Annotated in this window: 23 protein-coding genes, 1 tRNA gene and 4 pseudogenes; 10 read left to right on the forward strand and 18 right to left on the reverse strand. The window is 64.4% G+C overall.

What is annotated here, in order from left to right; genetic code table 11:
• The 3 genes from SMD10_RS02655 to SMD10_RS02665 all read left to right on the forward strand — a co-directional run bounded on the left by SMD10_RS02655 (window position 1) and on the right by SMD10_RS02665 (window position 3,243).
• Window positions 1–1,251 carry a urate hydroxylase PuuD gene (locus SMD10_RS02655; protein ID WP_331684092.1) on the forward strand — a complete coding sequence of 417 codons (1,251 nt, stop codon included), beginning with the start codon at window positions 1–3 and terminating at the stop codon, window positions 1,249–1,251.
• Window positions 1,248–2,654 (forward strand): guanine deaminase, encoded by a 1,407-nt coding sequence (gene guaD, locus SMD10_RS02660; protein ID WP_331684093.1) that lies wholly within the window; start codon window positions 1,248–1,250, stop codon window positions 2,652–2,654. Before SMD10_RS02655 ends, guaD begins: the two co-directional genes overlap by 4 nt.
• 112 nt (window positions 2,655–2,766) lie before the next feature.
• The gene (locus tag SMD10_RS02665; RefSeq protein ID WP_331684094.1) at window positions 2,767–3,243 is read left to right on the forward strand and encodes a lysozyme inhibitor LprI family protein; all 477 of its coding nucleotides are present in this window, start codon (window positions 2,767–2,769) and stop codon (window positions 3,241–3,243) included.
• 57 nt (window positions 3,244–3,300) lie between these two features.
• Here the strand turns inward: SMD10_RS02665 and SMD10_RS02670 are convergent, their stop codons facing one another.
• Window positions 3,301–3,912: an MSMEG_1061 family FMN-dependent PPOX-type flavoprotein gene (locus SMD10_RS02670; RefSeq protein ID WP_331684095.1), complete on the reverse strand. Its 612-nt coding sequence runs from the start codon at window positions 3,910–3,912 to the stop codon at window positions 3,301–3,303.
• Between the two features lie 94 nt (window positions 3,913–4,006).
• Here SMD10_RS02670 and SMD10_RS02675 point away from each other — a divergent pair, with 94 nt between their 5' ends.
• On the forward strand, window positions 4,007–4,894 hold the full coding sequence (locus SMD10_RS02675; protein ID WP_331684096.1) for an AraC family transcriptional regulator: 888 nt from the start codon (window positions 4,007–4,009) through the stop codon (window positions 4,892–4,894).
• Here SMD10_RS02675 and SMD10_RS25530 read toward each other — a convergent pair.
• A complete protein-coding gene (locus SMD10_RS25530) occupies window positions 4,815–5,111 on the reverse strand; it encodes a DUF1127 domain-containing protein (protein ID WP_432757160.1) in 297 nt (98 codons plus the stop codon). The genes SMD10_RS02675 and SMD10_RS25530 overlap by 80 nt on opposite strands.
• A gap of 73 nt (window positions 5,112–5,184) precedes the next feature.
• Here SMD10_RS25530 and SMD10_RS02680 point away from each other — a divergent pair, with 73 nt between their 5' ends.
• Complete coding sequence (locus SMD10_RS02680; RefSeq protein WP_331684097.1) at window positions 5,185–5,985, forward strand: AraC family transcriptional regulator; 801 nt, start codon at window positions 5,185–5,187, stop codon at window positions 5,983–5,985.
• Here the strand turns inward: SMD10_RS02680 and SMD10_RS02685 are convergent.
• From SMD10_RS02685 to SMD10_RS02695, 3 genes are all read right to left on the reverse strand, one after another.
• Window positions 5,967–6,362: a VOC family protein gene (locus SMD10_RS02685; RefSeq protein ID WP_331684098.1), complete on the reverse strand. Its 396-nt coding sequence runs from the start codon at window positions 6,360–6,362 to the stop codon at window positions 5,967–5,969. The genes SMD10_RS02680 and SMD10_RS02685 overlap by 19 nt on opposite strands.
• Before the next feature lie 103 nt (window positions 6,363–6,465).
• Complete coding sequence (locus SMD10_RS02690; protein WP_331684099.1) at window positions 6,466–6,990, reverse strand: disulfide bond formation protein B; 525 nt, start codon at window positions 6,988–6,990, stop codon at window positions 6,466–6,468.
• Window positions 6,991–7,010: 20 nt separating this feature from the next.
• On the reverse strand, window positions 7,011–7,592 hold the full coding sequence (locus tag SMD10_RS02695; protein WP_331684100.1) for a YqaA family protein: 582 nt from the start codon (window positions 7,590–7,592) through the stop codon (window positions 7,011–7,013).
• A 241-nt stretch (window positions 7,593–7,833) separates the two neighbouring features.
• Here SMD10_RS02695 and SMD10_RS02700 point away from each other — a divergent pair.
• Window positions 7,834–7,920 (forward strand) — tRNA-Leu (locus tag SMD10_RS02700).
• Window positions 7,921–7,965: 45 nt separating this feature from the next.
• Here SMD10_RS02700 and SMD10_RS25535 read toward each other — a convergent pair.
• A pseudogene (locus SMD10_RS25535) lies at window positions 7,966–8,294 on the reverse strand (IS481 family transposase); the annotation flags it as partial.
• Window positions 8,295–8,299: 5 nt separating this feature from the next.
• Between SMD10_RS25535 and SMD10_RS25540 the strand changes: the two are divergent.
• Window positions 8,300–8,524: a LysR family transcriptional regulator substrate-binding protein gene (locus SMD10_RS25540; protein ID WP_432757168.1), complete on the forward strand. Its 225-nt coding sequence runs from the start codon at window positions 8,300–8,302 to the stop codon at window positions 8,522–8,524.
• A gap of 832 nt (window positions 8,525–9,356) precedes the next feature.
• Here SMD10_RS25540 and SMD10_RS02705 read toward each other — a convergent pair.
• Window positions 9,357–10,277, reverse strand: a complete 921-nt coding sequence (locus SMD10_RS02705; RefSeq protein WP_331684101.1) for a membrane dipeptidase — start codon at window positions 10,275–10,277, stop codon at window positions 9,357–9,359.
• A gap of 44 nt (window positions 10,278–10,321) precedes the next feature.
• Between SMD10_RS02705 and SMD10_RS02710 the strand changes: the two genes are divergently transcribed.
• On the forward strand, window positions 10,322–11,473 hold the full coding sequence (locus SMD10_RS02710; RefSeq protein WP_331684189.1) for a carboxylesterase family protein: 1,152 nt from the start codon (window positions 10,322–10,324) through the stop codon (window positions 11,471–11,473).
• A gap of 178 nt (window positions 11,474–11,651) precedes the next feature.
• Here SMD10_RS02710 and SMD10_RS25545 read toward each other — a convergent pair.
• The 4 genes and pseudogenes from SMD10_RS25545 to SMD10_RS02725 form a co-directional block, all read right to left on the reverse strand.
• A pseudogene (locus SMD10_RS25545) lies at window positions 11,652–11,804 on the reverse strand (SMP-30/gluconolactonase/LRE family protein); the annotation flags it as partial.
• Window positions 11,805–11,944: 140 nt separating this feature from the next.
• Window positions 11,945–12,148: pseudogene (locus SMD10_RS25550) on the reverse strand (hypothetical protein); the annotation flags it as partial.
• A 207-nt stretch (window positions 12,149–12,355) separates the two neighbouring features.
• On the reverse strand, window positions 12,356–12,766 hold the full coding sequence (locus SMD10_RS02720) for an ADP-ribosylglycohydrolase family protein (protein ID WP_331684102.1): 411 nt from the start codon (window positions 12,764–12,766) through the stop codon (window positions 12,356–12,358).
• Window positions 12,756–13,454 (reverse strand): extracellular solute-binding protein, encoded by a 699-nt coding sequence (locus SMD10_RS02725; protein ID WP_432757169.1) that lies wholly within the window; start codon window positions 13,452–13,454, stop codon window positions 12,756–12,758. The genes SMD10_RS02720 and SMD10_RS02725 overlap by 11 nt, the downstream gene beginning before the upstream one ends.
• Between SMD10_RS02725 and SMD10_RS02730 the strand changes: the two are divergent.
• A pseudogene (locus SMD10_RS02730) lies at window positions 13,437–13,556 on the forward strand (transposase); the annotation flags it as partial. The gene SMD10_RS02725 and the pseudogene SMD10_RS02730 sit on opposite strands and share 18 nt — an antisense overlap.
• Window positions 13,557–13,890: 334 nt before the next feature.
• Here the strand turns inward: SMD10_RS02730 and SMD10_RS02735 are convergent.
• From SMD10_RS02735 to SMD10_RS02765, 7 genes are read right to left on the reverse strand one after another with little or no spacing between them, the layout of a single operon-like run.
• Window positions 13,891–15,015 carry a M24 family metallopeptidase gene (locus tag SMD10_RS02735; RefSeq protein WP_331684190.1) on the reverse strand — a complete coding sequence of 375 codons (1,125 nt, stop codon included), beginning with the start codon at window positions 15,013–15,015 and terminating at the stop codon, window positions 13,891–13,893.
• Window positions 15,016–15,017: 2 nt separating this feature from the next.
• Entirely contained in the window at window positions 15,018–16,238 is a 1,221-nt protein-coding gene (locus SMD10_RS02740) for a M20 family metallopeptidase (RefSeq protein ID WP_331684104.1), read from the reverse strand.
• Window positions 16,239–16,251: 13 nt separating this feature from the next.
• Window positions 16,252–17,904 (reverse strand): ABC transporter ATP-binding protein, encoded by a 1,653-nt coding sequence (locus tag SMD10_RS02745; protein WP_331684105.1) that lies wholly within the window; start codon window positions 17,902–17,904, stop codon window positions 16,252–16,254.
• An 11-nt stretch (window positions 17,905–17,915) separates the two neighbouring features.
• Window positions 17,916–18,740, reverse strand: a complete 825-nt coding sequence (locus tag SMD10_RS02750; RefSeq protein ID WP_331684106.1) for an ABC transporter permease — start codon at window positions 18,738–18,740, stop codon at window positions 17,916–17,918.
• The gene (locus tag SMD10_RS02755) at window positions 18,733–19,680 is read right to left on the reverse strand and encodes an ABC transporter permease (protein WP_331684107.1); all 948 of its coding nucleotides are present in this window, start codon (window positions 19,678–19,680) and stop codon (window positions 18,733–18,735) included. Before SMD10_RS02755 ends, SMD10_RS02750 begins: the two co-directional genes overlap by 8 nt.
• Window positions 19,681–19,731: 51 nt before the next feature.
• On the reverse strand, window positions 19,732–21,285 hold the full coding sequence (locus SMD10_RS02760) for an ABC transporter substrate-binding protein (RefSeq protein ID WP_331684108.1): 1,554 nt from the start codon (window positions 21,283–21,285) through the stop codon (window positions 19,732–19,734).
• A 10-nt stretch (window positions 21,286–21,295) separates the two neighbouring features.
• Complete coding sequence (locus SMD10_RS02765) at window positions 21,296–22,567, reverse strand: M20 family metallopeptidase (protein WP_331684191.1); 1,272 nt, start codon at window positions 22,565–22,567, stop codon at window positions 21,296–21,298.
• Between the two features lie 121 nt (window positions 22,568–22,688).
• Between SMD10_RS02765 and SMD10_RS02770 the strand changes: the two genes are divergently transcribed.
• The gene (locus SMD10_RS02770) at window positions 22,689–23,480 is read left to right on the forward strand and encodes a GntR family transcriptional regulator (RefSeq protein ID WP_331684109.1); all 792 of its coding nucleotides are present in this window, start codon (window positions 22,689–22,691) and stop codon (window positions 23,478–23,480) included.
• Window positions 23,481–23,563 lie beyond the last annotated feature (83 nt).

Raw genomic sequence — 23,563 nt, forward strand, 5'->3', positions numbered from 1 at the left:
ATGTGGTCCTATTTCTATGAATGGCTGAGCTTCGCCGTGCGCTGGCTGCATGTCATCGCGGCGATGGCGTGGATCGGCGAGTCGTTCTACTTCATCGCGCTCGATCTGGGCCTGCGCAAACACCGCGTGCTGCCGGACGGCGTTTCCGGCGAGGCATGGCAGGTGCACGGGGGCGGCTTCTACCATCTGCAGAAGTACACCGTGGCGCCCGCCGAGATGCCGGAGGACCTGCACTGGTTCAAATGGGAGAGCTACACGACCTGGCTGTCGGGCGCGGCGCTGCTCTTCCTGGTCTATTACGTCGGGGCCGACCTGCACCTGATCGATCCGCATAAGGCCGACCTCTCGCCGCTTTCGGCCAGCCTGATCTCGATCGCCGGCATCGCCCTCGGCTGGATCGTCTATGACTGGCTCTGCAAGTCGCCGCTCAAGAGAAACGATACGGCTCTCCTGGCCGCGCTCGCGATCTACGTGGTCGTCGCCAGCTACCTGTTCTCGCAGATCTTCTCGGGGCGCGGCGCCATGCTCCAGACCGGCGCGCTGATCGCCACCGTCATGACGGCCAACGTCTTCTTCCTGATCATCCCGAACCAGAAGATCGTGGTGGCCGATCTCAAGGCCGGCCGGACGCCCGACCCGCAGCTCGGTCTGGACGCCAAGCAGCGCTCGCTGCACAACAACTACATCACCCTGCCGGTGATCTTCCTGATGCTCTCCAATCACTATCCACTGGCCTTCGCCACCGAGTGGAACTGGGCGATCGCCGGCCTCGTGATGTTGACGGGCGCCGTCATCCGGCACTTCTTCAACACCAAGCACAAGACCGGCCGCCAGCTCTATTGGTGCTGGGGCGTCGCCGCCGTGCTTTTCGTCGTCATCATCGCCTTGTCCGGCTTCCCGGGCTGGAACGCGGGATCGCCCGAGGCCGACGACACCGCCGCGCACGAGTGGACGCAGGATCCCCAATTGGCGCTCGCCACCTCGCCGGAGTTTGCGGACGCGACGATGATCGTGCAGTCGCGCTGCTCCATGTGCCATGCGCGCGAGCCGCTCTGGCCCGGCGTCAGCCACGCCCCGCGCGATGTCCTGCTGGAGACCGAAGCCGACATCGTGCACAATTGGACCCGCATCGAGACCCAAGCCGTGAGGAGCCACGCCATGCCGCCCGGCAATGTGACCGAACTCGAACCCGAGGAGCGCTTGGCGCTTGCCCAATGGATCGCGTCGGGCGACGGGCTCTACCACCCGTGACCGACGCTGCTGCCCAAGGCGCGCGCGAAACCTTCGCGCTTCGCGGCCGGCTGCTGACCTTCGATGGCGATCCCGCCGTCGACGGACCGTCCGCCGTGCGCTTCTGGGAGGACGGTCTGTTGATCGTGGCGGATGGTCTGATCCGCGACATCGGCGAAGCCGCCGACCTGCTGCCGGGCAAGGCCAAGGGCCTGCGCGTGGTCGACCACCAGCCGCATCTGGTGATGGCCGGCTTCATCGACCCGCATCTGCACATGCCGCAGACGCAGGTGATCGCCTCCTTCGGCACCGAGCTGATGGAATGGCTCTCGCGCTACACCTTCCCGGAGGAAAGCCGCTATGGCGACCCGGCGGTGGCAGCGGCCGGCGCGAAGTTTCTGCTCGACGAGCTCCTGCGCAACGGCACCACCAGCGCCGCGGTCTACTGCACCTCGCATCCCCAGTCGGTGGACGCCTTCTTCGCCGAAGCAGCGCAGCGGAACGTGCGGATGGTCGCGGGCAAGGTGATGATGGATCGCGGCGCGCCGGATGCGCTGCTCGACACGGCGCAGTCCGGCTACGACCAGTCCAAGGCATTGATTGCGCGGTGGCACGCGAAGGGCCGCCTGGCCTATGCCGTCACCCCGCGCTTCGCCCCCACCTCCAGCGAGGCCCAACTCGAGGCCGCCGGCGCGCTGGCGCGCGAATATCCCGATCTGCACATCCAGACGCATCTGTCGGAAAACCAGGCTGAGATCGCATTCGTGCGCGACGCTTTTCCCTGGTCGAAGGACTATACCGAAGTCTATGAGCGCTTCGGGCTGGTGCGCGACAAGGCGCTGTTCGGCCATTGCATCCACCTCTCCGACCGCGAGAGGGCGGCGCTGGCCGGCGCGCGGGCCAGCGCGATCTTCTGCCCGACCTCCAACCTCTTTCTCGGCTCCGGCCTGTTCGATCTTGCCACCGCGCGGGCCGCCGGCCTCAAGGTGGGATTGGCGACCGACATCGGCGGCGGCACCAGCTACTCCATGCTTCAGACGGCCGCCGAAGCCTATAAGGTGCTGGCTCTCAGGGGCCAACGGCTGCCGCCCGTCGAGGCCTTCCACATGATGACGGCCGGCAATGCCAGGGCGCTTGGTCACGACAACAGGATCGGCCGGCTCGAACCGGGGCTGGAAGCCGACATCGTGGTCCTGGACAGCGCCGCCACCGCCGCCCAACGCCGCCGCATGGAGCGCGTCGAGACGCTGGGCGAAGAGCTGTTCTGCCTCATGATGATGGGAGACGACCGCTCGGTGGTCGCCACCTATGCCGGCGGCCGCCGTCTCCACGAGCGCGACGCCCCGCTGCAGCGGACACTGCCGGCGCGGCAGGACTTCAGTCCAGCCGTGCTGCGAGACGATGGCCAGGCTCCGCAGCAGTGAACGGTTGCCCGACCAACTTCCCCTACGGTAGACTCTCGCAACGCCCATCGGATCTGCTATTGATCGAGGTCTGCGTGGTTCTCCGCCACCGGCTGCCGATCGGGATGAAGCGATGAAGATCTTGATGCTTTGGGGCGTAATTCTCGAAATCATGGTGCTCGGCACGACGGCCGCGGCGGCGGATGAGACGCCGGCTCGGCAGGCCGAAATCGAGCAGTGCCTGGCCGACAGCGAGCAGCCGGCCGACTGCATCGGGCTCACCCTCGAAACCTGTCTGGACGCTGCCGGGACGTTCGAAGACCAATATGCCTGCTATGACGACGAAACGGCGGGCTGGGACGCGATCCTGAACCAGTATTATCAAGCCGACATGGCGCAATTGAAGGAGCTCGCGGCCGGTTCGACGACCAACGAAGAGGCGGCGAACGCCTTTCAGAAAGCGCAACGCGCCTGGATTGCCTTTCGCGATGCCGAATGCGATGCGGAGTTCGCCGAACTCGCCACCGGCATGATCGATTCACAGCTCAACCTGGCCGACTGCCTGAACAGGATGACGGCCGAGCGCGCCATCGAGATCCGGCCGCAGTAAGCCGCTTGAGGCACCGACCCTGCGGACCACCGCGGGAATCGGTTTCGTCTCCTCAATTCAATAGAGATCGGTGCGCATCGTGCGGTCGTAGCTCGCGTCGATCGCCTCGGCCTCCGCCGCATTGCCGCCCGACATCGCGGCCTTCATCTGGCCGACGCTCGGCAGCGCATGCCGGTCGAGTTTCGCCTCTTCCGACCACAGTCCGGCGCGGTTGATCGCCCGGCCGCAGTGGAACAGGACCTGGTCGATCGCCATGACGATGGCCGTCTTCGGCGTCTTTCCGCCTTCCTGCAAGGTGGCCAGAAGCTCCGGCGCCGTCGAGACGTGGGCTCGCCCGTTGATGCGCATGAAGATGCTGAGGCCGGGAAACAGGAACAGCATCGCGATCCGATCGTCCTCGACCAGGTTGCGCATGGATTCGATGCGGTTGTTGCCGGTCCAGTCGGCGAAGGTGACGTGTCGGTCGTCGAGCGCCTTGACGAACCCGGCTTCCCCTCCGCGCGGCGAAGCGTCGAGCCCTTCCGGCCGGCCGGTCGCCAGACAGAAGAAGGTCGCGGCGGCCAGATACTCCCGGTGAAACGACGTGAGATGCGGCAGCACGCCGTTCTGGATGCACTCGGACGGCGCGTCGTAAAGGATGTCCAGGTCGGATCCGTCAAGACTGTCCATGGAGGTCGTCTCCTTGATGAGCTTGCACCTTGTGTTAGCCCGTCGCACATGGCTAAAATCAGAAGAACAAGCCAATCAGTAACGCTTTGGCGCCATGTTCGATGTCGACAAGATGCGGATCGCCCAGGGCGACCCGACCCAAGGCCCGATGGTTCTCGCCTTCCGCGACGACTTCGAAGACGATCTGGACACGCCGGCCCACAGCCACGGTCGTGGGCAACTGATGGGCTGCGAGCGCGGCATAATCTCCATGGGCCTTTCCAGCGGCTCGTGGGTGGTGCCGGCCGGCCATGCCTTGTGGCTGCCGCCCGGCCATGCCCATTCCGGCCGCACGCACGGCCCTTTTTCGGGCTGGAGTGCCTATCTCTCGACCGAGGCCGGCCTTGATCTGCCCGAGCCCTTCACCGCGCGCGTCCCGGCGCTGCTGCGCGAAGCGATCCGGCGCGCCGTGTCGTGGGACGCAAGCCCGCTCGATGAGCGGCGCGATCGGATCGCACGGCTCATCGTCGACGAGCTCCACAGCCTCTCGGCCACCGATTTCGGCCTGCCCATGCCGGCCGACGCCCGTCTGCGAAAGGTTGCCCAGGCGCTGCTCGAACATCCGGAAGATCGCCGCGGCATCGAGGCCTGGGCACGCTGGGCCGGAACGAGTACGCGCACGCTCAGCCGCCGGTTTCCCGTCGAGACCGGTTTCAGCCTTTCCGCCTGGCGTCAGCGTGCGCGCCTCCTGCGGGCACTGGAGATGCTGGCCGACGGGACACCCGTCACGACGATTGCGTTCGACCTCGGCTATGGCAGCGTCAGCGCCTTCATCGCGCTGTTCAAGCGCACCTTCGGCACCACGCCGGCCGCCTACGCCGCAAGGCGCCCCGTCGAGGATTTGGGATCGACCAAAAGGGCCTCTAGCGCCAGAACGGCTTGCGGCATTCCCGCCGGACGTCGGTTCGGGTCAACCCGATATCATCGAGCTGATCCTCGGTGAGATCGGCCAGCGACTGGCGCTGCCGACGGCGCGCAATCCATAGGCGAACCGGAAAGCCTTCGATGCGCCACCATAGTCCTTGGCCATCAAAGCATCGCGCGTCGGCTCGTTGCCCCTCATCGGGCCGTGATGTCCCCGATACGGCCGTTCGAAAGGATGTCCGGGTCGAAGAGTCCATCGGCGCTGACCTCGCCTTGGGTGAAGCATCGAGGCGCATTTTCGGCGGGACGGACGTTGACCCGCCACCGTGATAAGGCCATTGTTCTATTCAAATGGGCCAAAATCGTCAGATGCCTCACTCGAACGCGGCGACCTTCGACGACTATCGACGCCCGTCGATCATCGCTCTCGGGGTGGACTATCCTGACGGTCATGTGGAAGCGCCGCACCGGCACCGCCGCGGCCAGCTTCTCTACGGCTCGACCGGTGTCGTGATGGTGGCCACCGATCACGGCGCCTGGATGATGCCGCCGCTGCGCGGCTTATGGATACCGCCCGGCACGCTTCATGAGGTGCGGATGCTCGGCACTGTGGGGATGCGCAGCCTGTACGTCGAGCCGGATGCCGTCCGACGCCTGCCCGATCGGTGCCAGGTCGTCGCCATTTCGTCCCTGCTGCGAGCACTCCTCGCCGAGGCGGTCACCGTTCCGGCGGACTACGATCAGGACGGCCGCGACGGCGCGCTGATGACATTCATTCTGCACGAACTGTGCCGTCTGAAGCCGCTTCCCCTGTCGCTACCCCTGCCGCGAAACGAGGCCCTGGCGCAGCTGTGCAGGACCTTTCTGCTGAAGCCGACGCCACACACCGCCATCGATGCCTGGAGCGATCGTCTCGGCATGAGCCGCCGCACCTTCACGCGTCTGTTCCGGCGGGAAACCGGGATGAGCTTCGGGAGCTGGCGCCAGCAAGCCTGTATCATGGCGGCCCTCCCCCGCCTGACGGCCGGCGAGCGGGTCACGACGGTCGCGATCGATCTCGGCTACGACAATCCGGCAGCGTTCACCGCCACGTTCAAGCGTGTTCTCGGACGTCCGCCGCTCGCCTATCTCGCGGCGGATGAGGAGACGGCTCAGCCCTCCGCCCGATGACAGACCACGCACAGCTTGTTGCCGTCGGGATCGCGAAAATAGGCGCCATAGTAGTTCGGATGGTACTGCGGCCGTAGCCCCGGTTCGCCCTCGCTCGCGCCGCCATGGGCCAGCGCGATCGCATGGCAGCGATCGACGGTGGCGCGGCTCTCGGCGAGGAACGCCGTCATCTCCCCATTGCCCGGCGAAGCCGGCTGGCCGTCATAGGGCCGGCCCACCAGAAACAGCGGGCGGTCAACGCCCGGCTGCATCCAACCGACCCAGCCCTCGTCGGGTTCATGAAATTTCAGCGCCAGGCCCAGCGCCTCCATCAGCGGCGCATAAAACGCAAAGACACGATCGAGGTCGTTGGTCCCGATGTGAACATGCGAGAACATCACCGTCCCTCCAATGGATGAGGCGAATTCGTCTGATCCCACGGATGATACCAAACCCGTCGATCCCTTCGGGATACAGGATCGGAAGCTCTATGAGGCACGATCAGGCCCAGCGGTTCGGCTTGGCCGACGCGCCCCAGAACGCGACGACCACGAACACCAGCGAGGCCAGCACGTTCCAGCCGGCAAAGGACAGGCCCAGCATGCGCCATGGCGCCTCGTCGCAGGCCGGGGGCTTGATGGTGTCGATGGCCGAGAGCAGGTCGCCGCTGAGGTCGACGCCGCCCGACGACGTGCAGTCCGCCGGGCCTGCCCAGAAATGCCATTCGACGCCGGCGTGATAGATGGCGGTGCCGAAGCCGAAGAGCATCAGAAGGCCGATCACCACCAGGAGGCCGCGGGTGAGCATGGCCGGCGCCCGCCCGGCCGCCGCCGCGAGCGCGACCAGTGCGAGAGGCGCCGACAGGTAATAGGGCCAGCGCTGCAGCAGGCAGAGTTCGCAGGGCATATAGCCGCCGACATACTGGAAGAGCAGCGCGGACGTGATGGTTGCCACCGAGCCGACCAACAGAACGGCGGAAGCAACGGTCTGCCGGTTTCCGGCAGGTCGTGAGAAGGCTTGAGACATCGGACGAGACTCCGCTGACATCAGAACAGGTAGCGCACGGCGACGAAACCGCCGATCAGAAGCGCCATGAAAAGGGTGAAGAGAAGGCCGAGATTGCGCTCGATGAAGCTCTGGATCGGGGCGCCGAAGCGCGACAGCAGCCAGGCCACGAGGAAGAACCGGATTCCGCGGCCGACAATGGACACCACCGTGAAGACGATGAGATCGAGCCCGGTGACACCGGAGAAGATGGTGATCACCTTGTAGGGAAACGGCGTCAGCGCGGCGAAGAGCACGGCCCAGCCGCCCCACGCATTGTACCACGTCGTCAACTCGTTGAAGGCTTCGGCCTTGCCGTAAAGCTCCAGGATCGGCTGTCCGACGAGTTCGAAGAAGGCCGCACCGATCAAATAGCCGAGATAGGCGCCAACCACCGAGCCGACGGTCGAAATGAGCCCGATTCGAATCCATTTGGCCCGGTTGGCCAGGACCATCGGGATCAGAAGCGCGTCCGGCGGCACCGGAAACACCGAGCTTTCGATAAAGGCGATGGCCCCCAAGGCCCACTCGGCATGTCGGGTTGCGGCAAGCGACATGACCCAGTCGTAAAGGCGGCGCAGCATGAGGTGGGCGGGATCCATTGGGGTTTGCCGGTCCGGTGCCGGCCAGGGTCGGGTACCTCTAGCGGGCGCGCCGGGCTCTGGCAATCGCCTGGCCCTGCGACGCTGCGTTCATCGATCGCATCGGATCGCGCCGATGGAGCGCTCTCTGGCGCATTTGCTCTGGCATTTTGCCCGAAGCTCGGCTAGGTGACGACAGCCGTCCCGAAGGCGCACGACCATCGTGCTCGCGGGGCCGCGGCATGCGGGTGTGGCGGAATTGGTAGACGCGCTGGACTCAAAATCCAGTTCTGGTGACAGAGTGTCGGTTCGAGTCCGACCACCCGCACCAAGCACAACTATGTCCGTCTCAGACGACATGGGTAACGGAACGTCCCTAAGACATGGGTGACAATCTGGTGCTAGACGAGGATTGTCGATGGTCTGCAGGGTCCTCTGCTCCAGGTCGATATATTCCAGACCATAGCTCATGAAGCTGACGAGCCAAATCCCCTCGTCGACTTCCTTGATGCCGAGCCTTTGGCCGGCCATGTCAGTGGAGATGGTGATCTTCCTGCGGTGCATGCAGATGCGCCCGCAGGCGGTGACCAGCACATCCTTGTCGTGGAACGGATAGGTCAGCTCGGGCAGGCCTTGGTAAGGCCGTGACGAGGGCGAATAGGCTTCGCTCGGCGTCTTCATTCCGAGCGCCTTGTGAGTCTCATCTCGTGGTGGCCCTGCCCGAGGCATCGGCTCTTGCCCAGCAGGAGACGATACCGCTGACGGCCTTGGCCGATAGCCACCTAGTGACCCTCAGCAATCCCCGCCGCGTCCGCCGCCTGATCGAGGCGGCGTTGTCCAAGGCCGGCATTAGGCCCCGCTCAGAACTGTCCACAAATTCCTCGCTTAACGCTATCGCGGCTGCGCGTGCGGGTCTCGGCATCACCCATCGTTGATCCCGTCAGCGCATTCGGTATTGGGATCAAGGGCATCGCCATTCGGCCACCGGATATTGTCATTCCTTACTCCTGGGGTGTCTTCACTCCTGGGGTGTCTTCAGCGTGGCCGGCCGCGTTATTTTGGAGCCGCTGCAAGACTTCGTCGCCGCTTTTCGCTCCACCAGCGCAGTTACGGTGCCGGAATGTATGATCCGCGAACTCTCCGCCGCATGAATCGGGAGACCGAAGGCGACGCAAGGCGCCGGCACGGATCGAGGTGCATCCATGGCCACCAATGGACGCAATCGGCGGATCAAGCCGGTCCCACAAGCAGCGTGCGGTGGTGGACGAGTGCGGCGTGATTCTGGACGCGGAAATCACGACCGGCGAAATCAAAGAAGGACAACCCCTATCGGGAGCATCGACGCGGCGGTTGAGACTATGGGAGCATTGATCCGTGCTGGGCGAATAAATCAGGCTCGTGCAAACTACTGACGTGCAGTGCCATCCTGGTCGAAATCACGAGTGTACCAGCAAGGCTGTTCGACCGCCTCCGGATCGCATTCTTTGCCGTGCTTATCGATCATCATCTGTTGCAGGCTGTTGACGTTGTTAAGAAGCGACTAAAGTTCGGCTTTCAGTCGCCTCGCATCTCCGTCAGTAGCGCCGAAGGGTCTCCGCGACGGCCTTGCAAACGTTCGCGCGTAACGGCCTGGCGACCGTGTCCGACGATTTTTATGATCCTGATAACGGAGAGCTGAACTGATGCAGTGAATGTCCCACACCAGCAGCATCTTTTAGGCCATCAGGGTTCTCTGGAACCAATCGAAAGGCACATCAATAGCAGAGATCAGCATGTTGGCGATCGGCCTGGCAGCCCTCGGCCCCAGACCTCACCCAGCAGGCGCATCCAGTTACCGCCCAGGATCTTTCCGATACGTGTTTCGGTCCAGCCGCGATCCACCATGGCCGCCGTGAGATTGGGAAATTCGTCATTGCGACGAATACCTTGGGGTTTCATGATCTTGGCTGAGCCGAACTCCGTCAGCGTGCGGCCGGTCCCCTTGTCCTTGTTAGCCCACAGCAGCCAGGGGCCTGGCCGCGGACGGTTGTGGCTGAAGTCGGTTCCGATGGCCACGTGATCCTCGCCCACCAGGTCGAGCACGTATTCCATCGCATCGATGACGTCCGAAACGGTGGCCTCGTTGCCTTTCCTGAGTCCGGGCGCGAACAGCGACGTGCCGATCACTCCACCCTTTTCGGCACAAGCTTTGAACAACGCGTCCGACTTGTTGCGCGGGACATCCTTGAGCGCGCGTGGCAAGCAATGGGTGATGGCGGTCGGCTTTTTCGAATAAATGATCGTATCCATCGCCGTCGTCTCGCCCACATGGCTCAAGTCGATCAGGATGCCGCATCGCGCCATCTCGTCGACCGCCTCACGGCCCAGGCCGGTCAGCCCGCTGTCGTTATCTTCCAGGTAGCCGGCTCCAAAGAAGTTCTGGGTGTTATAGGTGAGCTGCATGATGCCCACACCCAGATTTTTGAAGATCTCGAAATAGTCCAACCGATCCTCGACCGGCGATGTGTTCTGCCAGCTGAAGATGATCCCCACCTTGCCTTCCGCCTTGGCTGTACGGATATCATCGAGCGTACGGATCGGCATGGCGATATCGGCGTTCTCGCGCAGCTTCTTGTTCCACATGATGACGTATTCCATACCGCCGTGGAAATTCTCCCACAGCACGGACGACGCGCTGATCGCCGTCACGCCACGGCGGCGGCTACGCCGTCGGCTCGGCCAACGAGCCGGTCATCCAGTCCGGCGCCTTCGCCGCATCGGGGGTGGTCGAGGTCAGTGTCAACTATCGCCTCGGCGCCCTGGGCTTCCTCCATCTCGACGGCTGTCCGGACAATCGTGGCCTGCTCGACCAAATCGCGGCGCTTGAATGGGTGCAGCGGAACATCGCCGCGTTCGGTGGCGACCCTGCGCGGGTGACCTATGCCGGACGCTCGGCCGGCGGATTCTCGATCGCCACCGTCATGGCGATGCCCGCCTCACACGGCCTTTATGCGCAAGCGATGCCCCAAAGCGGCGCCTCGACGGCGGTCGCGACGATGGAGGAGGCACAGAAGCTAACGGCGCGAATGACGGCGGCTCTCGGCACGGATGAAACTGGGCTTCGCTGCGTGTCCATCGACGATCTCCTGACGGCACAGCGCGATCTCTGCAACGAAAGCTACGAGCAGCACGATTACGCCCGCGACGGCGCGGCGGCCATGGTGGGCGTTCCCTTCGTCCCTGTGATTGACGGGCAAAGCCTGCTGGAGCATCCTGAAGCCGCCGCTGCGGCCGGGCGCACGGCTTCCGTTCCAATGATGATCGGCTGTACCAGCGGAGAATACGTCACCCATGCCACGGCCCACTCGGCGATGGACTTCGCGGCCTGCATCGGATTGTTGCATGAGCGCGTGCGCGCCAAGGGGCTGACGGGTGCGGAAATCGTCACGCGCTATCGTGCCACCCTGTCCGACCATACGCCACTCGGCATCTGGCGGGCTGTCGCTGGCGATCTGGTGTTCCAGCTTCCGGCCATCCGGTTCGCAAAGCTCCACGCCGCGCATCAACCGGTTTGGAAATATCTCTACGGGCCGATTGTCGCCGACGAATTGGGCGCGCCGCACGGCGCCGAGGTCGGTGCAGTCTGGTATCGCCGTGGCATGGATCTGGCCCTGCAACCTGAGCGGCAGCGCGTCAAGGATATCGCGTTTGCCGCCGACGTCCACGAGACCTGGGCGACATTCGTTCGAGCCGCCGCCGATGAGCACAAGTCGCTCCGGCTCCGCCGCGACCTCGACTGGCCCCGCTATTGCAGCGACGATCCCCGCGTGCTGCGCATGAAGGAGGGTTCGTTCTCCATCGAGCGTGACCCATTTGATGCACGCGCTTCCCTTTGGCAGCGGTGAAGCCGCTGTCTGCCGGATTTGCGGTTGGCACGCCCAGTGTTGGTCTCAACGAAGGACGGCCTTTGGCCGCCCATGGCTTTGGGCAAGGCGCTGAACTCGACGGTCTAGTCCTGCCGGCGCTTGACCAGAAATAGCCGCGATCGTCCAGCATCATCCCGTCGGGTACGACGTCGCCGAAGTCGGCGAAGATCGAGGGCGTACCCAGCCGGGTGCCGCCGAGAACCGGATGGACGCGAATCATCAGCGGGCCGCCGGGGGTATGCGAGCCGCCGCTTTCGGCAACGTAGAGCAGGCTCTCATCGGCCGAAAAGGCCAAGCCGTTCGGCCGCATATAGCCGACGGCCACCTTTTCGACGGCGCCGCTATGCCCGTCGATCCGATAGACGGAGCACTCGCCGAGCTCGTTGCCCGACCGCCTTCGTAGTCGGTCATGATGCCGCAGTCAGGATCGGTGAACCAGATCGATCCGTCGCTCTTGACCACCACGTCATTGGGCGAATTCAAACGCTTGCCGTCGATGCGGTCGGCCAAGGTAAGGATACGTCCGTCGGGATCGGTGCGGCTGACGCCCGCCCCTGATGTTCGCACGTGACGAGGCGACCGAGCCGGTCGCGCGTGTTGCCGTTGGAAAAGCCGGACGGGGACCGGAAAATTCCGGTCGTTCCGTCCTCGCACCCATAGTGCATCCGATCCGAGGGCACGTCGCTCCAGACGAGGCGCCGCTGGTCAGCGAACCAGACGCGACCTTCCGTCCAGCGCATCCAGCCGGCCAGCCTATCGACGCGGTAGACATTGCTCAAAAAGCAATCCGCCGCTCGCTCATCAAGCCACTCGAAGTCCGTCTCATCCACGTCTGCCCTCCCTCGGCCGCCGAGCCTCGGTTCAGCCCAGCGCCTCAATGCGTTTGCGGAATTGCACTTCGCCCTCGACGATCTTGTCGATGAGCGCGTCCACCCATCGCGGCGTCCAGGCGATCTCCCGCACCATATCCTCCGCCATGTCCCAGGCGTCGATGTGGCGATTGGCCTTGTCGTAGACCGACATCAGGCAGAGCGTCATCAACGTATCATCGGTGACGATGCCGCCGCCACGCACCCGGTTGTTGCGCGCCGCGTCGCTCTCGTTCCGGCGGTGCCAATCGGCGTCCAGCGAGGTCAAGCGGCCGTAGCGCTCCGCGATCTGGGCGGCCGAGAGCTTTTCCACCGGCGCCCCGAGGGCGTCGCCATAGGCCACCCCAAAGAGGAGCGCGCGAACGCGCTCCCGAAAGGAAAGACCCTTTCCATCATTTTCCATTGAGAACAGTCCTTGCATAGGCGGTCATACGTTCGCCAGCAGCCGCCTTCCATTCGGAGACGAACTGGTCCCACTGATCCATCGAGGCTTCGCCGGCGATGAACTTGTAGACCCAGGCTCGATAGACGTTTTCCGCCGCATCGATCTCAGAGGCGTATTCCGCCGGCCACAGAAAAGCGTTGTCAGGAGTGAAGTCGGTGGAAGCCGTCTTCAGAAATTGTTCCGCCGCCTCACTCATGAGCGGCGCGGGCGGCTCCCAGTTGGCAGAGCGTATGAAGCGGGCATACCAGATCGCCATCTTCGGCGTCGGCTTGATGGTGTCGCCGTCCTTTTCGTACTGCTCACCCTCGAAGCCGAGGCGCTCGATCGCCTGGCCCTCAGGGCTCACGACGAAGTCAGGGAACTGGACCACTTCCTCCTTGTCCTCCGACGTCGTAGCGATGGCGAAGCCGCGGCTTTCCTTCGACACGTCCATCGCCGCAAGCCCCTGGCCTCCTGGACCCTCGGGGGCCGGCAGCAGCGTCAACGTCGGCCCCTCTTCGGGATGCGCCTGGTGCATCTTGCCGCCGTAGACGTCGACGTTCTCGGCCGAATTCGCAAAGATCACCGCGGCCCTGCCCGCGTAGAACTTGTCTTCCTTCACGTTCCACTTGGTGCTGATGTATTCAGGGTCGACCGTGTCGATGATCGCCGGGTGATCAGCGGCATCCTATGGCGGTTTCGGATCGGATCGTCCTGGGCAGATGTTCTCGACCGCTACGGGCCGCGCACGACGCGTTACAATCACTTTTAGTGCTGGCGCGGCATCTCGACCTGGACCCTGCCGGAGCTGTGCCGCTGGATCGAGGCGCACTTCGGCACGAGCCTGCACCCGGTAGCCTATCGCGCATCCTGCGCCAGAACGGCTTCTCCTGTTAATCAGCGTTGAATGTTGACCATCAAATGGGGAAGATCAGCCGGAGTGGTCTTTCTTCCCCGGGGACCGAACGGAACCTGCACCGAGATGGCCTTCCTCCGTTCGGGCCGACAACATCCTCCGCGCCGTCAACATCAAGACCACCGCGGCCTGCACGGGTTGGACTTTGGCCCTCAACGCTGCGGCACAAAGGCGCCGGCTCTGTTTCCTATTGGGTGAGAAGCGCTCGCCGAGCGTTGGTAAGCCGCCGCCCACCGCTCTGCGTTACGACCACGGTCTCGCTGAAAGCCAAGCCTTCGGCGGAGGTATAGACATGGAAGACCATCCCTTCCTCCAGGTGCCATTGCGCAGTTGGCAGAAAAGCGCGGGAAAAGTCGCTGGTACGCGGCGTGCGCGTTACCAGGCCGAGCGTGTAGGCGGTGACGTTCGGATATTCGGTGCGCAGGCCTTCGGCAAGCACACCCTCTCGCACGATCGCATCGACGTCGCAGGCTCGCACCCCCGCCTTCATGGCTGCGATCTGTTCGCCCTGAAGCGCGATCAGCCGTTCAGCAACACGGCTTTGGCGCTCCGTGGGACGGCCGCCGATGACGATCGGGCGCATCAGGCGAGCGCTGTAGTTGGCAACCTTCGGGATCAGCTCGACATGGAGAACATCGCCTTCCCCCAGACGCTCACCCGAAAACGGACCATGCAGGAAGGCATGTGGCCCGCTCGACTTGACGATGGGACCGACCTCGCCGGTGTCGGCGCCTTCGCGCAGGAAGATCGCGGCCGCAGTTGCCGCCGCGTCGCGTGTCGTCATGCCCACGCAAGCTGAATCGCGGATCGCCGCCATCGCCTTGTCGGCGATCGCCGCAGCCTGCGACAAGAGAGCGATCTCGGCCTTCGATTTTCGATCCCGCAGCCGATGGCCGAACTCGCCGAGATCGACGAACGTTGCTCGCGGCAGCAGTGTGCGCAGGCGTTCGGCCGTCAGTGTGCTGTAGCCGTAGGAATTGGCGTCGATGCCGATGCGCGCCGATCCGAAGCCGCGCGCCTCGATCGCCTCGGCCATGATCGCGTGCGGCGAGGCGGTATCGGGATAGCCGACGATATCCTCGAACCAGACCGCCTCACGGCAGTTGTCGGCGTCGAGCGCCCGCAGCACGAAGAACGGGGCGCCCTCGCGCGGCAGGAAGGCCGCGCGGTACATCGTCTCCGAGACCGTATAGCCGGTCAGCCAGGCGAGGAATTCGCCGCTGTCGGCCACGATCATGTCGACGCCGGCTTCCGCCATCAGGGCGCGGGCCTTCGCGGCCCGCTCCTCCATCTCCGAGCGCTCGAAGAGCATGATCAAGCGACCTCGCAGATGTCCAGGATCGCCAGCATGTAGATCCGGATCATGTCGAGGAAGTCCGGAATGTCGACGCGTTCGTCCGGCATGGTGTTGTAGCGTCCACCCGGCCCACAGACGACGCCTTCCATGCCGAGCTCCTGATAGAGGTGGCCGGCGTCCGTGCCGTAGAAGCCCGTCGGCGTGATCGCGCCGGTCGGCTGTGCCTCGCCTCGGACCATCTCGTAGGCGGCGTTGACGGCTTTGACGATGCGTGAGCTCGGCGACACCTCGAAGGGCGGCATCAGCGGGCGCCCTTGAATCTTCTCCGGCACGAGCGTCGCCTTCAGGCCCGGGAAGCGCTTTTCCAAATCGTCGAGCACCTCGCGCATGTCGGCGAGCACGTCCTCCTCGCATTGGCCTGGAGCATAGCGCGCCGAGCCCTTCAGCCGGGCGAAGTCGGCGACCTGTGGCGGCCGCCATTCATCGAGCTGGTGGCCGAGCGCGCCGTGAACCACACCGACATGCGCCCGGTTGATCGAGCGGTGCACCTCGCTCGGCGCGTTTCGAAAAGTCATCGCATTGATGCGCGGGATGAGATCGCAGGCAGCTGCGATCGCATCGACGGCCTGCTCGCGCTTCGACAAATGCCGTGTGTCGCCGACAAGCTCGATGACGAAGCTCAACGCTGCGGCATGCATGGTGACAGCCTGGAGGTCGCTTGGTTCGCTGTTGATGAAGTAGTCGGCCTTCAGCCCATTGTGGATCGCTGCAAGCGTGCCGACGCCTCCTTGGAGCTCGCCGACGACGAAGGAGAGGACCACGTCGCCCTTGAGCTTCACCCCGGCATCGAGCAGCGTTTTCACCGCGCAGAAATAGGCCGCGTCGCCAGCCTTCATGTTGGAGACGCCGATGCCGTAGATGAACGTGTCGTCGATGACGCCACCCCAGGGATCGACGGTCCAGCCCTCGGTCACCGGGTTGGTGTCCACATGGCCGTTGAAGAGCAGGCTCTTGCCGCCGCCGCTCCCCTTCAGCCGGCCGATGGCGTTGAAGCGGGTGCCCTCGGCGAAGGGTTGCAGATCGCTTTCGAGGCCGAGCGCCGCCATCTGCTCGGCCATGTATCGCGCCAGGTCCCGCTCGCCCTCGGTCTGCGAGTAGCTCTTATGGCGGACCATGCTTGCGAGAAAGTCGAGACAGGCCTTCTCGTCGACCGAAGCGACGAGGGATTTCGGGTCCATTTTCGGATCTCCTTCAGAATGCGGGAACGTGCGGGGCCGGCGGTGTCGGAACCGCCTCGATGAGCCGGCGCGTATAATCCTGCCGGTCGGCGTCGCCGATCGCGCGGGCGTCGGCGATCTCGATCAGGTCGCCGCGATACATGACGGCGATACGGTGGGCGATCTGCCGGATCAGGTTGAGGTCGTGGGTGATGAACAGATAGGCGGTGCCATATTGGCGCTGCAGGTCCAACAGCAGTTGCACCACCGAAGCCTGGACCGAGACATCCAGCGCCGAGGTGATTTCATCGCAGATGACGAGCCGCGGTCGCGAGGCGAAGGCGCGGGCGATCGCCACCCGCTGCTTCTCGCCGCCCGAAAGCTGATGCGGATAGCGCTCGGCGTGCTCACGCGGCAGCCGTACCTGTTCCAGAAGATCGCCGATGAGGCTCGCCCGGTCCTTGCCACCGTCGACGCCGTAGAGTGCCAGCGGCCGCGACAATATCTCGCCGATCTTGTGACGCGGGTTGAGGGAGGCATCCGGATGCTGGAAGATGATCTGGACGTCACGCCGATAGGCCGCGTCCATGTCGCGCAGACCGTCGATCGGGCGTCCGCCGAACCAGATCCGGCCCTCGAACGGATTGAGGCCGGTCATCGCCTTGGCCAGCGTCGACTTGCCCGAACCGGACTCGCCGACGACGCCGAGGATCTCGCCGGGAGCGATCGAGAGGCTGACGGCGCGGTTGCCGACGACCCGATTTTTCGTCCGGCCCAGCAGCGCGGCGAAGAAGGGCTGGCGGCCATAATGCACGCTGACATTCTCGACGCGGGCGAGCGGCTCGGCTTCCACCGAGCCGACAGGAACCGCCTCGACCAGCCGGCGCTTCGGATCCGGCACGGCGGCGATCAGCTCGCGTGTGTAGTCGTTCCGAGGCTGCGAAAAGACGTCGATCGCTCCACCGGTTTCGACGATCTCGCCCCGGCGGATCACGGCAACCCGGCCGGCGACGCGCGAAACGAGAGCGAGGTCGTGCGAAATGTAGAGAGCGGCGACGCCGGTCTCCGCCTGCAGTTCACCGAGAAGGTCGAGGATCTGGCGGGCGGTGATGACGTCGAGCGCGGTCGTCGGCTCGTCGAAGATGATGAGTTCGGGATTGCAGGCGAAGGCGGCGGCGATGACGAGGCGCTGCTTCTCGCCGCCCGAGGCTTCGTGCGGCATCCGATCCATCATCGCGGCCGGCGTCTTCAGCCCGACCTGGGCCAAGCGCTCTTGCGCTTCGGCCCAAGCCTGGCGACGCGTCAGGCCGCGATGCTGGACAAGCACTTCGCAGAGCTGTCGTCCGAGGCTCAAGGTCGGATTGAGCGAGGTGCTGGGGTCCTGGAACACCATCGACATCCGCCGCCCTCGGATCGACTGCATCTCCTTTTGCGACTTCTCGCCCAGTTCCTCACCCGAGAGGCGGATGGCGCCGCCCAATTCGCGCGCATTGCCCGGCAGGTAACGCATGATCGACCAAGCGAGCGACGTCTTGCCGGAGCCGGATTCCCCCACGAGACCCAGGACCTCGCCACGGGCGATCTTGAGATCGACGGCCTTCAGGGCGTGATACGGCCCATGCGGCGCCTGATAGTCGAGAGAATAGGTGCGTACGTCGAGCACCGGCTGCGTCGTCGTATCGGACATCGGCCCCTCCCTCACGTGCGCGGGTTGAGGGCGTCGCGCAGACCGTCGCCCAGAAGATTGAAGCCGATGGCGACCGCCGCGATGCCGATGCACGGCCAGACCAGCATCCAGGCGCTGCGGTGCATGTAGGCGCGCGCCTCGGAGACCATGAGCCCCCATTCCGTCGCTGGCGGTTGCGCCCCGAGGCCCAGGAAACTGAGCGTCGCAAACAGCATGATGGCGAACGAGACGCGGATCGTCATCTCGACGATAACCGGTGCCACGACGTTCGGCAGCATCTCGCGCAGGACGATATAGCTGGAGGATTCGCCCCGCGCGAGCGCCGCACTGACATAATCCTGCTTGCGCACGGTCAGCGCGACGGAGCGCGTGATCCGGGCCATACCGGGCGCAAAGGCGATGGCGACGGCGAGGAGCGCGTTGGTGGTGCTGGAGCCGAGCAGGTTGACGATTAGAAGCGCGAACAACAGGCTCGGGATCGACATTACCGCGTCAACGGTGCGCATGATCGCCTCGTCGGCCCGGCCGCCCAGAAAAGCGGAAGTGGTGCCCAGCACCGCGCCGATCAGCGTGCCGAGCAGGGTCGCGGCGAAGGCGAGTGAGACGGTGGAGCGGCCGCCGACCAGCAACCGCGAGAGGATGTCGCGGCCATACTGGTCGGTGCCGAGCAGGAATTCAGCGCTCGGCCCCTTGTAGCGGGCGAGCGGCGACATGGCGTCGGGATCGTGCGGGGCCAGTTGCGGACCGGCCACGACCAGCACGATGGCGGCCAGGATGATGACGGCGCCGATGGCGCCCTGCGGCGTGCGCACCAGGCGCTTCAGGACCTCAATCATACTGGATCCGCTTGTCGAGATAGGCGTAGAGCAGATCGGCTGCGAAGTTCACGATCGAGTAGGTCGCCGCCATGATCAGAACCCCGGCCTGAATCGCCGGGAGGTCGCGCGCCTGGATGGCGACGATGAGTTGGCGGCCGATGCCGGGAATGGCGAAGATCTCCTCCACCACGATGACGCCGCCGAGCAGATAGCCGACGTCCAGCGCGACGATGGTAATGGTCGGCAGAAGCGCGTTGCGCAGCGCATGGCCGAAGAGCACGCGACGGGCGGGCAGCCCCTTCAGCCGCGCCGCGCGGATATAGTCGGTGTGAAGCACGTCGACGAGTTCGGAGCGCACCATGCGCGAGACGTGCGCGATCAGGATGATCGAGATGACGAAGACCGGCAGAACGAGATGCGACAGCGAGGCCACGGGATCCTCGGTGGGCGGTACGTAGCCGGTCGGCGGCAGCAGGCCGAGCCAGTCGGAGGCGACCAGGATGACCAGCGTCGCGGTGACGAATTCCGGAAGCGACACGCCGAGATAGGAGATGAAACTGACGACCATGTCCGCCAGCCGTCCCCGCCTGACCGCCGCGACGATGCCGACCGGGATGGCGAGAACGAGCATGAAGGCGATCGATAGGACCGCGAGCAGTAGCGAGCGGCCAAGCGCATCGAACAGCATCGGACCGACCGGCTGGTTGGTGCGCAGCGAGGTGCCGAAATCGCCCTGAACGACGCCGCCCAGCCAATGCAGGTACTGCAGCCACATCGGATCGTTGAGGCCCATGCGCGCACGCAGCGCCGTCAACGCCGCGGGCGTGGCGTTCTCGCCGAGCATCATCACCGCCGCGTCCGACGGCAGCACCTGGGTGACGGCGAAGACGATCGCCGACACTACCAGCAGGGTATAGAAGATCAGCGCGACGCGCTTGAGGAGATAGGTCGGGGACACGGAAAGCCTGTCTGTCGGCGGTGCCGGGCAGATCGCCCGGCACCGGCCCGGTCACTTGCGGGTCGGAGCCTCATCCGACAACGACACGAGATCGAGACGGAAAACCGAAGCGCGAGGATGCACCTCGTAGTTTTCGACCCAGCCCCGCTTGGCGGCCATGACGTCGAAGAAGACCGGAATGATCGAGGGCACGTCCTCGTTCATCAGTTTTTGTGCCTGGGCGTAAAGATCCGCACGCTTGCTCTCGTCGGACGTCTGCCGGGCCTCGACGATCAGCTTGTCGAAGTCCTTGTTGTTCCAACGCGTCTCGTTCCATGCAGCGTCGGAGGTATAGAGCAGCGAGAAGATGCCATCGGCCGTCGGCTGCATGTTGTAGAAACCGACGTAGAAATTGCCCTTCTTCCAGACCTGATCGAGATAGGTGGCGTGCGGCATGGTCTGGACGTTGATGGTGATGCCGGCCGGTTTGGCCATCTCGCGCAGCGCCACGGCGAGCTGTGTGCGATAGGATGGCTTGTCGGAGGCGATTAGCGTCGCTTCGAAACCATCGGCATAGCCGGCATCGGCGAGCAGCGTCTTGGCCTCCTCGATGTTCGCCTGGCGCATCGGCAGGTCCCCATCGAAGAAGCGATAGGCCGAATTGATCGGGGTATCGTTGCCTGGCTGCCCAAAACCCTCGGTCACGAAATCGACCATGGCGTCTCGATCGATGGTCAGCGCCAGGGCGCGGCGCACCCTCGGGTCATCGAACGGCTCGGTGTCGCAGCCGAAATTGATGTTGCAGAACTGGCCAGACGGCGTGCGCAGGGCATCGATGCCATCGGAATCCCGCAGCCGCAGGAATTCCGTCGGCTGGACCGTCGACATCAGGTCGATGTCACCCGAGATCAGAGCCGAGCCCTCGGCCGTATAGTCCGGATAGACATTGATCTCGACGCCATCGAGATAGGGCCGCTCGGGATCGTAGTAGTCGGGATTGCGCTCGACCACGATCTTGCGATCGGGCTCGTAGGAGACGAGCTTGAACGGTCCGGTGCCAACCGCCTTGGTCGACAGGCTCTGGAAGTCGCTCTCGAGGATCGAGGCCGGCGCGATCCGCGCCGTGGTATAGGCGACGGCAACGGGAAAGTCCGAATAGGGCGCGGACAGCGTAAACTCGACTGTGGTGGGATCGGCGGCCACGACATCGGCGATCGGCCCGACATTCTTGGCGCCGGGCGAGGCGTTGTCGGGATCGAGAATGGCCTTGAACGTCGCCACCACGTCGTCGGCCGTACACGGCGAGCCGTCGTGGAAGGTCACGCCGTCGCGCAGCTTGAAGGTCCACTTGGTCAGGCTGTCGTCCGAAGACCAGCTCGTCGCCAGGTCCGGCTCGATCGACATGTCGGGTTTGAGCCGCGTCAGATTGCTGTAGAGGAGCTCGGTGACCATATATTCCGGATTGACGCGGGTTAGCAGCGGATGGATCACGCTGGCCGCCTGGTCGACGGAAACGCGCAGGACGCCGCCTTTGGCGGGTGCAGCAATCTGAGCATGGACCACGCCCGGCAAAACGAGAGCACCGGCGGTCCCCGCGAGGAAATGGCGTCGAGAAATCTTCAGCATGGGCTAACCTTCATTGGTGGATGCGTTCGGGAATGAGAGCGGATTCGAAGTCTGCGGCGAGATAGCTGAGAATGCTCCTGGCGAGAGCGATGATGTCGCCGACAGTGGTATGTTCTTCTGGACTGTGGATGCAGCTCTCGGGGCGACCGAGCCCCCCAAGCAGAACTTCTTGCGTAACACCGGCCCGCTGCACCCAGCCGAAGTCGGAGCAGCTTGCAGCACCCCATTTCTGAAAGTCCTCCGGCCGATAACCGAAGCCGGCACCAAGCGCCTTTTGCCAGCGCGGCCAATGGGGCCCATCCGGGTCGGAGGTCGGGCAGAGATGGCCGACGAGATGAGTCTCGACTTCGAGGCCCGGGTATGGCGCGACACTCCTGTCCAGGCACTCCATGATCTCGGCAAGAGCGTCCTCGAAGCGCTCTTCCGGAGCATATCGCCGGTTGAGGATCACCTCGAAGAGCGCCGGCACCTGCCCCCCGGCGGTGCCGCCGTGCGCCGCGGCGACGGCAAGCTGCGGCCGCAATGGACCGGTTGCATGGGGTGGCGCAGGCAGAGCGGATCCACGCTCGGCGATCGCCTGCTTCAACTTCGTCAGCGCCGCGAGGAAGGGAACGGCATGCTCGATGGCATTGACGCCCGCCCCTGTCCGGTTGCCTTCGCCCGCGTGGACGCCGTGACCCCGGAACCGCACAAGAAGATTGAAAAGACCGAAGCAGCCGGCCCATACGCGCGGCGCGGCCGATCCATTGAAATTCAGGATATGCGGGGGCAGCAAGCCCTGCTCGGCGAGATAGCGGACGCCCGGATAGAGGCCGCCCTCCTCGTCGCTGCAAAACAGCAGCACCGGATCATAGGCCAGCTCGACGCCGCACTTCGCCGCAGCGCGCAACGCCAAAAGCGCGGCCGCGATGGTTCCCTTCATGTCGGCGGCACCCAAGCCGTAGAGCCTGTCGCCTTCACGGATCAGGCTGAACGGATCCCGCTGCCATCCCGGAGCGACCGGGACCGTGTCGACGTGAAAATAAAGGCCGCAGGGCGGACGGCCTGTCTCGGCGGACGCCAGCAGATTGACCCGCTCACCCGACGCCGTCCCACCCGGTACGCGGCAAAGCTCGGCAGGCACCGAGACACGACGCGTCGCCAAACGGAGCGGCGATACCATCTCTTCCATCAGATCGGAGAAAGCGGCATAGCCACGGCCCGGCGGAAAGCTCGTGTCGAGAGCCACCATACGTCCAAGATCGCGCACGGCCTCGTCGCCTCGTTCGCCAACCCACGCCATTGCCGCTTCGAGCCTGGAGCCCGCGCCTTGCGCCACCGCCCTCGCCTTTCACCGAACCGCCGATGGACATGCCTTCGGCGTTTTTCTATAAACTATATAGTAATTGATGCGGATGAGAGCCTTGAGTGTCAACGCTAAAGATTCAGCAGAAAATGCCGACGATCTGCCTATTTTCGAGGCGCAGCGTGTCGGCGCACAGGCGCAGCCGCTCTATCAGGCGGTCAAGCGGCAGATCAGCGACGCGATCATGCTCGGGCGATGGCCGGCGGGAACCGTGCTTCCGAACGAGATCGATCTTGCCCATTCCTTCGGCGTCGCGGTCGGAACGCTGCGCCGGGCGCTTGCGGATCTGACCAAGGAAGGCATGCTGAGCCGGCGCCGCAAGACCGGGACGATCGTCACCGGACGCACGCCGCAGCACAGCCTGCGCTTCTTCTTTCAGTATTTTCGGCTGCATGGCCGGGATGGCTCCCTCCAGCACTCGGAAGCCGAAGTGACCAGCCTGCTCCGCAGCGCGGCATCGGTGGAGGAGTGTGCTAAACTTCGGCTTGAAGACGGTGTGGAGGTCGTCCGACTGCAGCGAACGCGCCGTGTCGGTGGCATACCGGTGATGCACGACACTTTCAGCCTGCCGGCAGTGCGCATTCCCGATTTTCCAGAGGATCCGGCGGCCGTGCCCGCCCTTCTCTATCTCTATCTGCTCGATCGCTACGGCATCCGCATTTCGGCCGTGCGCGAGCAGATCAGCGCGGTCCTGGCGGAAGAGGCCGACGCTCGTCTTCTCGGCATTGGTCTGCCTTCTGCCTTGCTGCATATCGAGGAAATCGCCTACGATCAGGCGGGCCAACCGATGATCCACGCTGTTCATCGCTGCACCACGGCCAATCACCGTTACGTCAACGAGGTGCAGTGACGCAGGCAAAGGACGATTTGTCACGAGTCCCACCACCCGCACCAATTGAGAAAGTGGCCTACTTGGCAAGCTCGGGGTCGATG

The organism is Consotaella aegiceratis, assembly GCF_036541425.1.
Taxonomy (GTDB): domain Bacteria; phylum Pseudomonadota; class Alphaproteobacteria; order Rhizobiales; family Rhizobiaceae; genus Consotaella; species Consotaella aegiceratis.

Excerpts from the sequence above, each read along its gene's own strand:
- SMD10_RS02765 (WP_331684191.1), bottom strand. The coding sequence starts at position 22,567 with ATGGCGTGGGTTGGCGAACGAGGCGACGAGGCCGTGCGCGATCTTGGA.
- SMD10_RS02675 (WP_331684096.1), top strand. The coding sequence starts at position 4,007 with ATGTTCGATGTCGACAAGATGCGGATCGCCCAGGGCGACCCGACCCAA.
- SMD10_RS02685 (WP_331684098.1), bottom strand. The coding sequence starts at position 6,362 with ATGTTCTCGCATGTTCACATCGGGACCAACGACCTCGATCGTGTCTTT.
- SMD10_RS02655 (WP_331684092.1), top strand. The coding sequence starts at position 1 with ATGTGGTCCTATTTCTATGAATGGCTGAGCTTCGCCGTGCGCTGGCTG.
- SMD10_RS02740 (WP_331684104.1), bottom strand. The coding sequence starts at position 16,238 with ATGGACCCGAAATCCCTCGTCGCTTCGGTCGACGAGAAGGCCTGTCTC.
- SMD10_RS02670 (WP_331684095.1), bottom strand. The coding sequence starts at position 3,912 with ATGGACAGTCTTGACGGATCCGACCTGGACATCCTTTACGACGCGCCG.
- SMD10_RS02745 (WP_331684105.1), bottom strand. The coding sequence starts at position 17,904 with ATGTCCGATACGACGACGCAGCCGGTGCTCGACGTACGCACCTATTCT.
- SMD10_RS25530 (WP_432757160.1), bottom strand. The coding sequence starts at position 5,111 with ATGCGCCTCGATGCTTCACCCAAGGCGAGGTCAGCGCCGATGGACTCT.
- SMD10_RS02690 (WP_331684099.1), bottom strand. The coding sequence starts at position 6,990 with ATGTCTCAAGCCTTCTCACGACCTGCCGGAAACCGGCAGACCGTTGCT.
- SMD10_RS02695 (WP_331684100.1), bottom strand. The coding sequence starts at position 7,592 with ATGCTGCGCCGCCTTTACGACTGGGTCATGTCGCTTGCCGCAACCCGA.
- SMD10_RS02760 (WP_331684108.1), bottom strand. The coding sequence starts at position 21,285 with ATGCTGAAGATTTCTCGACGCCATTTCCTCGCGGGGACCGCCGGTGCT.
- SMD10_RS02680 (WP_331684097.1), top strand. The coding sequence starts at position 5,185 with ATGCCTCACTCGAACGCGGCGACCTTCGACGACTATCGACGCCCGTCG.
- SMD10_RS02720 (WP_331684102.1), bottom strand. The coding sequence starts at position 12,766 with ATGGAAAATGATGGAAAGGGTCTTTCCTTTCGGGAGCGCGTTCGCGCG.
- SMD10_RS02735 (WP_331684190.1), bottom strand. The coding sequence starts at position 15,015 with ATGCTCTTCGAGCGCTCGGAGATGGAGGAGCGGGCCGCGAAGGCCCGC.
- SMD10_RS02750 (WP_331684106.1), bottom strand. The coding sequence starts at position 18,740 with ATGATTGAGGTCCTGAAGCGCCTGGTGCGCACGCCGCAGGGCGCCATC.
- SMD10_RS02665 (WP_331684094.1), top strand. The coding sequence starts at position 2,767 with ATGAAGATCTTGATGCTTTGGGGCGTAATTCTCGAAATCATGGTGCTC.